Origin of the sequence: Bradyrhizobium frederickii (genome assembly GCF_004570865.1) — a bacterium.
Classification (GTDB): domain Bacteria; phylum Pseudomonadota; class Alphaproteobacteria; order Rhizobiales; family Xanthobacteraceae; genus Bradyrhizobium; species Bradyrhizobium frederickii.
In genome coordinates, this window is record NZ_SPQS01000037.1 from 1 (window position 1) to 12,080 (window position 12,080).

4 protein-coding genes and 8 pseudogenes are annotated in these 12,080 nt (G+C 60.3%); 9 read left to right on the forward strand and 3 right to left on the reverse strand.

Going from position 1 to position 12,080, the window contains the following annotated elements:
- Positions 1-175: LuxR C-terminal-related transcriptional regulator (locus tag E4K64_RS35840; protein WP_235884906.1), on the forward strand; the 175-nt coding region annotated here is incomplete at its 5' end.
- A gap of 165 nt (positions 176-340) precedes the next feature.
- On the opposite strand, the gene E4K64_RS35850 is transcribed toward E4K64_RS35840, so the two are convergent.
- The gene (locus E4K64_RS35850; RefSeq protein WP_430642560.1) at positions 341-790 is read right to left on the reverse strand and encodes a transposase; all 450 of its coding nucleotides are present in this window, start codon (positions 788-790) and stop codon (positions 341-343) included.
- A 435-nt stretch (positions 791-1,225) separates the two neighbouring features.
- On the opposite strand from E4K64_RS35850, the pseudogene E4K64_RS35855 reads away from it, so the two are divergent.
- From E4K64_RS35855 to E4K64_RS35885, 7 genes and pseudogenes are all read left to right on the forward strand, one after another.
- Positions 1,226-2,085 (forward strand): annotated as a pseudogene (locus tag E4K64_RS35855) (tyrosine-type recombinase/integrase).
- A 9-nt stretch (positions 2,086-2,094) separates the two neighbouring features.
- Positions 2,095-2,545: pseudogene (locus E4K64_RS35860) on the forward strand (IS91 family transposase); the annotation flags it as partial.
- Positions 2,546-2,630: 85 nt separating this feature from the next.
- Positions 2,631-3,665, forward strand: coding sequence for an IS110 family RNA-guided transposase (locus E4K64_RS35865; RefSeq protein ID WP_126261834.1), 1,035 nt, complete (start codon positions 2,631-2,633; stop codon positions 3,663-3,665).
- Positions 3,666-3,932: 267 nt separating this feature from the next.
- A pseudogene (locus E4K64_RS35870) lies at positions 3,933-4,667 on the forward strand (IS91 family transposase); the annotation flags it as partial.
- A 374-nt stretch (positions 4,668-5,041) separates the two neighbouring features.
- Positions 5,042-6,391, forward strand: a pseudogene (locus E4K64_RS35875) (IS701 family transposase).
- Between the two features lie 103 nt (positions 6,392-6,494).
- Positions 6,495-6,790 (forward strand): annotated as a pseudogene (locus E4K64_RS35880) (helix-turn-helix domain-containing protein); the annotation flags it as partial.
- Positions 6,786-6,971: pseudogene (locus E4K64_RS35885) on the forward strand (IS5/IS1182 family transposase); the annotation flags it as partial. The pseudogenes E4K64_RS35880 and E4K64_RS35885, both read left to right, overlap by 5 nt.
- A gap of 275 nt (positions 6,972-7,246) precedes the next feature.
- On the opposite strand, the pseudogene E4K64_RS35890 reads toward E4K64_RS35885, so the two are convergent.
- Positions 7,247-8,250 (reverse strand): annotated as a pseudogene (locus E4K64_RS35890) (IS110 family RNA-guided transposase).
- Positions 8,251-8,351: 101 nt separating this feature from the next.
- Between E4K64_RS35890 and E4K64_RS35895 the strand changes: the two are divergent.
- Positions 8,352-8,901, forward strand: a pseudogene (locus E4K64_RS35895) (transposase); the annotation flags it as partial.
- 124 nt (positions 8,902-9,025) lie between these two features.
- On the opposite strand, the gene E4K64_RS35900 reads toward E4K64_RS35895, so the two are convergent.
- On the reverse strand, positions 9,026-11,278 hold the full coding sequence (locus E4K64_RS35900) for a hypothetical protein (protein ID WP_126261835.1): 2,253 nt from the start codon (positions 11,276-11,278) through the stop codon (positions 9,026-9,028).
- Positions 11,279-12,080: the final 802 nt, after the last annotated feature.

Genomic DNA, 12,080 nt, shown 5'->3' on the forward strand with positions numbered 1-12,080 from the left:
TGCCGGCCTGATGAACAAGCAGGTCGCCGCCGAGCTTGGGCTCGCCGAGATTACGGTCAAGATCTACCGGGGACACGTAATGAAAAAGATGCGTGCACGCTCGCTGGCCGACTTGATCAGAATGACTGAGACGCTGGGAGTTCGCACTAATCGTCCTGAACAAACCCAAGTATGATTTTACAATTTCATCAGTCGAGCCCACTTTTCGCGCAAGGTGGCTAATGCTTGCAGCCGCTATTTCCGCTCCAGGAGGGCTCGTCTTGTCCACGCCTTTGATTTCCGTCGTTGACGACGACGCCTCAGTCCGTGCGGCGACAGAGAATCTTTTGAAATCGCGTGGCTACATCGCCCAAATGTTTGCCTCGGCCAAACACAGAGGAGCCCGGAGCAGGCTGAAACGCTTTGAGAAGCCGTACGGTTGATTGCGATTGCTGCGGTTTGGAATAACCGGCTTGGTTCCGCGCTCATCGAGTTGTTCACGCAATTCGGCGCTATCATAGGCTTTGTCACCGAGCATCCGTTTCGGCCGCTTGACCCTGCGGATCAGGCGCTCTGCGATCGGACAGTCGAGCGCTTCGCCTCCAGTCAACAGAATGGCGATCAGGCGCCCCTTAGCATCTGCGAGTGCGTGTATCTTCGTGTTGCCCCTCCGCGCGAGCGACCAACAGCCTGCTTCTGCCCCCCTTTTCCGCCCGCTGCCGAGCGATGCGCTTTGACGTGCGTAGAGTCGATCATCTGGGTGTCCGTCGATCGACCGTTGCCGGCAAGCTCCCGGAACAGGTTTTCCCATATGCCGCGCCGCGCCCACCGGGCGAAGCGATTATAGATCGTCGTAGGAGGTCCGTAGGCGTCGGGACAATCGGACAACGGCAGCCGCTTTTCAGCACGAGTATGATGCCGCTGATAATGCGGCGATCGTCTTGCCGCTCGAAACCGCGCACTTCGGTTTGCAGATGAGGTTCGATCCGCTGCTACTGCTCGTCGCTCAGCAAAACGATCACGATCCCAATCCTTCCCCAAAGAGAATCAGTATCGTATTGTCACAGCAGAAAAATTAATGAGTTCTCACCCTAGCACTACTTTGGCAGATTGTTGATTTTGCCGCGCTTTAGAGGATTGGACGAAGCCGCTGTCGCGGCATGTAGGGAGGCATAGCAAGGATTGCCTCCTGTCTGAGAGGATTGCGGGTTTTCGAAGCCCAACCCTTCAGACAGGAGGTTTTCCGATGGCTGAGATCAGCCCACTTCGCCGCCGCATGATCGAGGACATGACGGTCCGCAATCTGTCACCGGCGACGCAGCAATCCTACCTCAACGCCGTAGCGAAGTTGAGCCGATATTTCGGTCGCTCTCCCGACCGCCTCGACCTGGAGGATATCCGTGCCTTCCAGGTTCATCTGGTTGCGACGGGGATGTCCTGGCCGGCGCTGAACCAGATCGTCTGCGCACTGCGGTTTTTCTACGGTGTGACGCTTGGTCATGACACCGTTCCGGAGCGCATCGCCTATGCACGCAACCGCGCAAACTTCCGGTCGTGCTGAGCGCCGACGAGGTCGTGCGCTTCCTGGAAGCAATCCCGAGCCTGAAGAGCCGTACCGCGCTGACCACGGTCTATGCCGCCGGACTGCGCGTATCGGAAGTGGTCCTCTTGAAGGTTGTCGACATCGACAGCCAACGGATGCTGATCCGGGTCGAGCACGGCAAGGGCGGCAAGGACCGTTACGTTATGCTCTCGCCGCAGCTTTTGAGGATTCTGCGGACGTATTGGCGGCTCACTCGGCCAAAGCGATGGTTGTTTCCCGGCCGCGACGACGAGCGTCCGCTCGTCCCGAACGTGCTACACGCCGCCTGCCGTTCAGCTTGTGCGGCGGCCGGCTTGAGCAAGTCGGTGACGGTGCACACGTTGCGGCACACATTCGCGACCCATCTCCTGGAGAACGGGGCCGACGTGCGCATCATCCAGGTGCTGCTCGGCCATGCCAGCCTGGCCAGCACGGCGCGCTATACCCAGGTCGCCACCAAGACCATCAGCAATACGCCAAGTCCGCTGGACCGGCTCCACCTGGAGGTCGTGCCGCCCGGCTGAGCGGGCGCCATGGCTCCGGTTCTGGAAGTGGCGGATATCTTCCGCCGCCACGGCGAAGCGTTTCGGCAAGCCCGTGCCGAGCATCTGGGCCGCATCGAGCGGCGCGTCATGGGCGCGATTACGGCCTGCCGGACGGCTGTGCTCGGCGGCCACGTCGAGCAGTGCGATGACTGCGGCGCCACACGCATCGCCTATAACTCCTGCCGCAATCGGCATTGCCCGAAGTGCCAGGGCGCGGCGCGCGCGCAATGGCTCACCGAACGGCAAGCTGAACTCCTTCCCGTACCGTATTTCCACGTCGTCTTCACCATGCCGGCGTCCGCCGGCGAGATCGCCTTCCAGAACAAGGCTGTCGTCTATGCCCATCCTGTTCCGCTGCGCGGCCGAGACGCTCGCCACCATCGCGGCCGATCCCAAGCATCTCGGCGCTCAGCTCGGCGTGACTGCCGTCCTCCATACCTGATGTGGTGGAACGGCCCGCTCCATCAGCATCAAAGTGCTAGAACGTGGTCGTTGTTCGAACGCCACAAAGGAGGGACCGTTCCGTGAAACAGGTTATCACCATCGGACTGGATCTGGCCAAGCACGTATTCCAGGTTCACGGGGCGGATGCCAAGGGCTCACCCGTGTTCAACCGGAAACTGCGGCGCAGCGAAGTTCTGCGTTTCTTTGAGAAGCTGCCAGCATGCCTGGTGGGGATGGAAGCATGCGGTAGCGCCCACTATTGGGCACGCGAGATCGCAGCTCTCGGTCATGAGGTGCGGCTCATTCCGCCGGCTTATGTCAAACCCTTCGTCAAGCACGGCAAAACGGATGCGGCGGACGCGGAGGCCATCAGCGAAGCGGTGACCCGAAAGACCATGCGCTTCGTGCCGATTAAGACGGCCGAGCAACAGGCTGCCGCGATGGTGCTCAAGACCCGCGCTCTTCTAGTGCGGCAGCGAACGCAGGCGGTCAACGCGTTGCGCGCGCACCTAGCAGAACTGGGCATCATCGCCACCGCCGGCCTGGCAAAGGTTGAGGCGCTGGTCGCGATCGTGCGGGACGAGACAGATGCTCGCGTGCCAATAGCGGCGCGCTTCGCCCTGAGGGCTATTGCCGATCAAATTGAAGCTTCAGCCGACCAGATCGACAGGCTTGAGCGCGCAATCGTCATGGAGGCCAAGCACGACGAGGACATGCGTCGGTTGACGACGATCACTGGCGTCGGTGCCATTACTGCGGCGACCATCAAGGCGCTTGTGCCGGATCCCGGCGGTTTCAAGTCGGCTCGCCACTTTGCCGCCTGGCTGGGATTGACGCCGCGGTCTCATTCAAGCGGAGGCAAAGAGCGGCTGGGACGAATATCGAAGATGGGAAATCCGGAACTCCGCACTCTCCTCGTCGTCGGGGCAACAGCCGTCTTGCGGGTCGCCCGAAACGACGCTCGGGCGCAACCGCGGCTGAAAGCGCTGCTCGCCAGACCGCCGTTCAAGGTTGCAGCGGTTGCGCAGGCCAACAAGACGGCGCGGATCATCTGGGCTCTTCTAAACAAGGGCGGAACTTATCGGCGTCCCGCCGTTACCGCGGTCGACGTCTGATGGACGAATGACCGCCAAAACGATCTGACCGGCGCAGGCCGGCGGAGGGCAAGGTGCAACAACAGGCGATGAACCCATGGGACGAAATCCCGAGACGAGTGAAGCTGCTGGCCCTAATGCGCTCAAGCGCGCATACCTGATTTAGCTCTTCGTTCCGCGGATCTCATCGAGGCCAGCGGCCATCGCCGCGCGCAAAGGCCGGACATATGACCGCACCGTTCCAATGTGTGAAATCGGCTGAAAAAGCTCTTGCCACGCGGGCCGTTCCACATATGGGGCCAGACCCTGCAACACCATCCGCATATCCACTGCGTCGTGCCGGGCGGTGGACCCTCGCTCGACGGCACACGCTGGGTCGCTTGCCGGCCCGGCTTCTTCCTGCCAGTGCGCGTCCTCTCCCGGCTGTTCCGCCGCCTGTTTCTGCAAGAGCTACAAGCTGCCTACGCGGCTGGCCAGCTGAGCTTCTTTGGCGCTCTCGCCCATCTCACCGATCCCGCTGCATTCGCCGCGCGCCTTAATCAACTTCGACAGACCAACTGGGTCGTCTATGCCAAGCCACCATTTGGCGGGCCCGAACAGGTGCTGGCTTATCTCGGCCGCTATACGCACCGCGTCGCCATCGCCAACAGTCGGCTGATCTCGCTTGCCGACGGCAAGGTGAGCTTTTCCTGGAAGGACTATCGGCAGAATCGCAAAGCCAAGGTGATGACGCTTGATGCCGGTGAGTTCATTCGTCGCTTTCTCCTGCACACCCTGCCGGACGGCTTCCACCGCATCCACCACTATGGCCTCCTCGCCAATGGCGGACGCAACGATAAAATCGCCCTCTGCCGTCAACTCCTTGCTGTCCGCAACGCTCCGGCTGATCAGGAAGCCAGCGGCGATCCTCTCGTCAAATGCGAGATCCCCGTCTGCCCACATTGCGGCGGCACCATGCGGCGCGTCGATGTCGTCCCGCGAGCCTGCGCACGCGACCATCCGCTTCGTTGTGATACGTCATGACCAGCGCCTGCACCATCCACCCCTTCCGGGATGACCCTCTCGGTGGCAACATCCGATGTCGCCGTGGCCGCGTTCGTCACCAATCACCCCGTCGTTCGTTCGGCCGCGCATCCCAGCACAGCAAATCGATCGCGGTATCGCGCCCCTGGCCAGATCAATGCGGCCGCTCGTATCAGCTGAATGTCTCGCCGACGCGCGGCGACCACAGGCGCGCCTTCTCCGCAGCCGCACTGGCTGCACTATCCCCATAGCGCCCACAACTCCGCGGCTTCGTTCAATCCGGCTTCTATGAGGTCGCAGCTACGACAGAGCGCGAGGCTGGCCTTTGCCCCGCGACCTCACAGAACCCTCAAGATTCCCGAATCAATTTTTCAATGATTCATGGGTGGTCGGCTCTTGGAGGGCTGACCATGCCGGGATGGGAAGACGAACTCGAACGCTGGCTGATGCCGTTCTTGGACCGGCTGGGTCATAAGACCCGGCAGCGGATGTGTCCTCTATATGTTGCGGGATTGATCGGTCCTGGCGACCGCAAGAGCGTTCAGCCGATGGCAGACCGCCTTGCCACGAGCAGCTACGACCAGTTGCACCATTTCATTGCGGACGGTGTCTGGGACCCGACGCCGCTGGAGACAGAGCTGCTCGATCAGGCGGACCGACTTGTCGGCGGCAGGGATGCGGTGCTGGTTATTGATGACACCTCACTGCCGAAGAAGGGCGAACGCTCGGTTGGTGTTGCGGCTCAATACGCGTCGGCTCTCGGCAAAACAGCAAATTGCCAAACGCTGGTGTCTTTGACGCTTGCGCGCGGCGAAGTGCCCGTGATGGTCGCGTTGCGCCTCTTTCTGCCCGACAGTTGGACAAGCAATATGTCTCGTTTGAAGCGCGCTCGCGTGCCAGCCGAATACCGAACGCCACGGTCCAAGCCGGAAATTGCTTTGGCCGAAATTGACCGCGCGATAGCAGCCAAACGTGCGCTTTGGATGTGTGTTGGCGGACGCAGGATACGGACTTAGCGCACCGTTTCGACAAGGGCTAACCGAGCGCGGGCTGGCCTGGGCTGTTGGCATCCCTCGGCACCTGAAGGTGTATCCGGTCGATGTGAAGCTCATTTGGCCGATTACCAAAGTCCGCGGGAAACCACGAAAGCACCACGTGCCCGATATCTTATCGATTGCGGCAGAACAAATGCTGGCCAGCGCCAAATGGAAAACCGTGAGTTGGCGCAGCGGGACGAAAGGTCGACTGAAAGCCCAATTTGCTGCTCTCCGCGTCCGGACCGCCGACGGCCCTCCACAGCGGATATGGGATAAAGGTCAGCAGCATCTCCCAGGCGACGAAGCCTGGCTCATTGGCGAGCAACGTGCCTCAGGGGAAAAGAAATACTATCTCGCCAATCTCCCTGCGGCGACGGATCTGCGCACACTGGCCGCCACCATCAAGGCACGGTGGATTGGCAGCAGGCCCATCAGCAGTTGAAGGAGGAGCTTGGACTTGATCACTTCGAAGGGCGATCATGGCAAGGTCTTCATCGCCACGCCTTGATGACAATGATTGCCTACGCCTTCCTGCAACATCGTCGCCTCGCATACGCGGGGCGGAAAAAAAAGAATCAACGGGCCTCCGCCCCAGCCAACCATGCCAGCCGTACGTCACGCCATCGTAGATCTCATCCTCCGGCCGCCACCTCAGCACTGCCCATATTGCCGAAAGCAAATCCTTGAAAAACAGCGGCGAAAGCACATTCTGCCAAAGTCGTGCTAGTCATCTGGAACGCAAGTTCGTCACATTAGTTGATAGCTCGAATCTCTATAGAGGAGAGTGCTCGTGGCGAATGCAGGTGAGCGAGGCCGGCCGATCGCGCCGCTGGTTCTTAGCCCGCAGGAGCGGGCGTACTTGGAGAGGCAGGTTCGTCGTCATTGCGTTGCCCGATCGCTACCTGAGCGCTGCCGCGCGATCCTGCGGTGTGCGGATGGCTTGCCAAGCAAGTCGGTAGCTGCCGAACTCGGCCTCCACGAACACACCGTGGCAAATGGCGCCGCCGATTTTTGAAGGACCGCTGTGATGGCCTGCTTGACGAAGCCCGCCCTGGCCGTCCTCGAACCATCAACGACGATCAAGTTCAGGCGGCATCAGGGACAGTTGCGCATCCTGCGTAGCAGGCTCGGCCCAATCATTCGCGACATCCGCCGCAACATCAAGGGCCAGCCGGCACTGGAGGAGGCCTTCGCCCTTCCGCTCGGCTGGGTCGCGCAGATTCATTCGCAGCAGCAGCGCCAGCGCGGCTGGAAGCTTTATTCCTTCTGTGGTTGCCGTCCGTGATGCAAGAAGATTTTTTACTTGCAAGCATGTGATCGAGTGCGCGCTTCTGTGAGGCCTTCATGTGCGGCCCTTCAGATGCCGCCGGCCGGGATGGTGATCTGCGGATCAAGTCCAAATCTTCCATTCGAGCTCGAAGCTCCAGGAATAAAGCTGGTTTTCCTGATCCAGATCTTTCGATCCTTTGCCCATGCAAGTAGTCGTCTTCTCACACTCCCCAACGTACCGGCGTTAGATTGAGACCCGCTGCGGACTGATCGTCATGCAGTGGCCTCCAGCGCCGGATCTCGATAGTTCTCCTTCTTCGTCCAGATGGCGCGTGCCATCTTGTTCGCGAGTGCGACCGCCACGAGCATACGCGGCTTCTTGAGCAGTATGCGGCCCAGCCAGGTTTTCTCGCTTATGGACTTTCGTCCCAGCCAGCTCAGGCGGGACATCGCGCCAATGATCAGGAGCTTACGTATGTCCAGTTGGCCGGCCTTCGACGCCCGGCCAAGCCGTTGCTTACCACCCGATGAATATTGCCGTGGGACAAGTCCCAGCCACGCGGCGAAATCCCGGCCGGATCTGAATGTCTCCATCGGCGGCCCGAAGGCCTCGATCGCCAGCGCGGTGATCGGGCCTACGCCGGGCATCGTCTGCAGGCGCTTTGCCGTTTCGGTCTTCGTAGCTAGCTCCTTGAGTCGCACCAGCATGGCCTGGATCCGAGCGGTCTTTTCAGCGATCTGCTGCAGCATATCGCGGCAGAGGTCGTGCACGAGCTTCGGCAAATCACTTTGCTCTTGGTCTAAGTCGTGAATCTGCTCATGCCTGGGTTTCCTTGCGGAGCGATGTAGCCGTATTCATAGAGATACGCACGCAAGGCATTCGTCAATTCGGTGCGCTGGCGGACCAATTGCTCGCGGTTTCGAAACAGAACCGCCCGCGTCTGCTGAGCCTCGGTCTTGATCTCGACAAAACGCATTTCCGGACGCTGCGCCGCGTCAACGATCGCCTCGGCGTCGGCCGCGTCATTCTTCTGACGCTTCAAGAACGGCTTGACGTAGCGCGGCGAGATCAATTTCACGTCGTGTCCCAGCTTAATCATCTGCCGAGCCCAACAATGGGCCCCGCCGCAAGCCTCCATCACCACTACGCTAGGCGCCTGCTCAGCCATGAATTTGCGAAATTGAGCTCGCGAGAGCTTCTTGCGAAACTTCACGTGCCCCGTCATCGACGCGCCATGGAGTTGGAAAACATTCTTTGCCAGATCCACGCCGATCATCGTATCTTTCGTCACGGTTGCCGTCCTTTGCGCTCAGTGGCTGTGAACCACCCTTATGGCACATTGCGATGCCGTCAGGGATGGACGGCAACCATCCCATCTTCCATGCTCCGGAGGTGGAATGCATCGGCAAAGCCCAGGCCCCCGCGCCTTACGAGTTCGGCGTGAAGGCCTCCGTCGTGACCAACAATCGCCCCGCTCCCGGCGGACTGCTCGTGCTGCACGCGAGCGCAATGCACGACAATCCGTATGATGGGCACACACCCTGCGGGACGCCATCGAGCGCACCGAGACGCTCACCGGCTGTCCGATCGAGCGGGCCTATGTCGACAAGGGGTACCGCGGCCGCCACGCGCAAAATCCCCGTCGCGTCTTCATCTCCGGCCATAAGCGCAGCGTCTTCGGTGTCATCAAGCGCGAGCTGCGCCGTCACTCTGCCATCGAGCCCATCATCGGGCACATGAAGGCCGAAGGCCACCTCGGCCGCTGCTACCTCAAAGGCCGCGCCGGCGACGCCGCCAATGTCGTCCTCTCAGCCGTCGGCCACAACTTCCGCCGCATCCTCGCCCGGTTCAGAGAACTCTTGGGCCTCTTCCTGGAGTTGCTAATGGCGAACGCTCGCCTCTCCAACAGCTCAATCCGGCTTCTTAGCTCAGGAGTTGGCGCCTGGAGCCCAAAGTGCGGTTCATTCGGCCACTGGATCCGGATGCGAAGAAGACCGATGCCGTACCACAAGCGGCGCTCTATCGAGTCGCTTAACTAGTCTCGTATCGAGTCACCTGCGTGCCCCGCGCTCCGTTCCGGCAAAAGGATACCCTGGATAGCCGCTAAAAGCGGAACCTAACAAGGACTTGCAGAACGCAGGCGTGAGCTTGCCGCGGTGGATCACGACGTCTTCGTGACCCGTTGCAGCTCGAGCGTTCTGCCAGAGGCGATTGTAGCCGCGCTGTTCGTTGGATTTCACGTGGCAAGCGGCGAATTCGGCGTCATCCAATGTCGTTAACTGCCACGCATAGACCGGCCGCTTCGTATGGATGTGCACCCACATCGGATTCACCGTACCACTGCGCAGTGGCGTAGGCTGCAGCTTGATCTCGAACAGCGTTCCTGGCTCACCCTTCAATGCGCGCGGTGACTCCAAGGGAGCCAACTCCTCGGCCGCCTGCAACCGTTCGAGGTACTTCTGCGAGGGAAACGCATAGGTCTTCATGCAATCGATCTCGATCGAAGCCTTTCGCGCCTTCAAAGCATGTGCCTGCCCCTGAACCTCCGACAACATCGCCTTGAGGCGGACTATTTTGTCGTGCACTTCGGGCAGTTGCATAGGCGTGAGTAGGCCGCGGCGGCGAGGTTCGTCCAGCGCGGCTACACAGGCCTCAATCTCCGCAGATTGGCTCTGCAGCCGCTCAACCACGATGTCCACGACGTGGTCGGCATCTTCGGGCTTCATGTGGCGCGCTTGCGAAATGGCTCTTTGCTCGCTGCGCAGATCGAATTGCAAGAGTTCGTCCAATCGCGCGAGCAGGCGCGTCAGTGTCTCCTTCGATGGCGGAGCCTGCCATATTGCCAAGTGTTCCCTCGCCGACGATGACATTCTCGTATGCGCCTCTTCCGCGCTCGCGAGTTTCTTCGTGCCCAGATCCGAGAGCACAATAACCTTGGTGGTTCGAGCCGTGTCGGATTCGGGCCTAGCGAGCTGCGGCTCGGGCTGCCCGGCAGCCGAACTCCCCGCACCTCCGGCCTGCCTCCGCTTGCCCTTCCCTTTCCTGCGCGTTGGACTGCCTTCGGCCGCCGGGTCCTTGCCGGCGGCGTCTGCCGGCAACGCAAGGCCAGCCTCCGTTGGCGCTGCGATGATGGCTGGTGTCTTCGGCTGCACTGCTAGGAGGCGCATGACCTCATGGGCAGTGACCCACGCTCCTTCCACGATCTGATCCAACAGATCCAACGGAAGCTCGGGACTTGCTCCCTTATGCCTTAGCTCGGCAACCATGTTGGGCAACGCCGACGCAAATTCCGATAGCCGCTCCATGACCCCTTCCAGAACGGCGCAGTGCTCTGCGTCGAGGGCTTGTCCTTTGCTGTGCAGAACAGCGTCGCCCGTTGAGAGGAATGCCGGAACAACATCGCCCATGAAGGTTCCGAGTAGACGTGCCCGACCGTTCTCACCCAAGAGGATTTGCCTGACGGCCGGGTCGAGCGTGCTCGCGTGCGACTCAATCATGACCCGCGCGAGAAGGACTTGCGATTGCAGATGCACGCACCTCGTATTCAGTGCCCAGCCGGTATGCAGCCTTAGTGTCGCCTGTTCGGTCTGTCGCATTTCGGCCGTTGCACTTGGCAAGCTGGCAGTGGCTGCGCAGACGGACTGCATCCGTTCAGAGCGCAATGCCTTCTTTTCCCACCACTCCGTGCAGGCCAAATAGTGTTTCGCCACACTGGAAGCCGCTCGGATCAGCTGGTCGGGCGGAGCATTGGATTGGCGCATCCGCTCGAGTATCTTTCCCGCATTCTCCCTACGCTGCTCCAAGGCGTAGATAATCGGTGCGGCCAGCGCGTTGCATTCGTTCCCCGCATCCAGAGTCCGGTCACGAACTCGGCGAGCCTGATCTTCGGACAGAATGCTGCGCGCCACATCTGGAGACAGGCTCGCGTAGTAGTCCAGAACTGCTGCGCCTGCTTTGACAACCTGATCGATCAGCTCTTGCGCCTCAGACGAGCTCTGAGCGCCCATGGCAGCACTGTGGCAAGCATCAAGTTCCTCAAGCAGGCCGTCCATATTTTGTTTCGCTGCGTTGATCCCCTCACCGCTTGAGGAAATGGGGACTGCCACACCCGAACCTGAGGGCAGGCTCGCGAGCGCCGCCATTCTATCTTCAGACGCTAAGCGCATCCGCTCCACGACAGAGTTGAAAACTCGGTGGCCTTCCGCAGGGACATTTGGCTCCGAATGCGCACTGCTCGATACCGACGTGGTGTCGGCTCCCGCAGCCCCAACGTGCGGTTCGCCAGGTCGGCCAATGCCCGTCATGTTCCATCTCCCATACGGTCAACAATGCGCAGCGTCCCTGGATAGGCCGCCTGGCTGACGGTTGGCTGACGAAGGATGCTCTCCGAATGCACAACCCGCCGTCCGAGTTCCAATTTCATGGAAGCTGTTGTGGTGCTGAGGCAGCAATAGGGGATGACCCATAAGGTGCGGGATAGTCGATTGTAGCGCCGGTCCGCATTCCGCTGGCTCGCCGTGACCAGTATGGAAATGTGCGCTGCCAGAAATAGCCCTGCCAAAGTCATTCCCGAATACCGAAAGCCGTCGAGCATGGCGAACCGCAGGGTCGATTGTCAGGCTTTCGGCAGCAGCAAAGCTCTTATTAACCGGGAGGAGATGCTATTGTCCGACCAAAGAGTTTCGGATTCAACAATGCGTAGATCTGGCTCGATGTGGAACGTTCCGTCAAGTCGACCTCCTCTTCTCGCGTTCGAGTGAGCAGAACCTACGCTGCGCAAGTCCTTTTCAGAATAGGCCCTCGCCGAGGAGGCTGCCCAGTTGAGCGCACTTACAATACGCTCATAAAAAGAGCGCAGTGAGCGTGCCAAGCACACCGAGCGCCAATCTGATATCGGCAAACTACCGTTAGCCCGTCTCGAAACAGCAGAAAGCGTGAGAATCGGTTCCACCACTAAAATTGCTCCCACCGATCTCACGATTATGCAGATAATTTCGAGCTGCATGTATCCCAGTGCATATATCCGAAGACGAGAAGGATACCGCCGAATGGTATCAGCAGAAACATCGGCAAGAGCGTTGTCAGGTCCCCGCCGGCCTTTCCAAA

Bases quoted from the DNA above. Each gene is read 5' to 3' on its own strand.
- E4K64_RS35850 (WP_430642560.1), bottom strand. From the start codon at position 790: ATGGGAAAACCTGTTCCGGGAGCTTGCCGGCAACGGTCGATCGACGGA.
- E4K64_RS35900 (WP_126261835.1), bottom strand. From the start codon at position 11,278: ATGACGGGCATTGGCCGACCTGGCGAACCGCACGTTGGGGCTGCGGGA.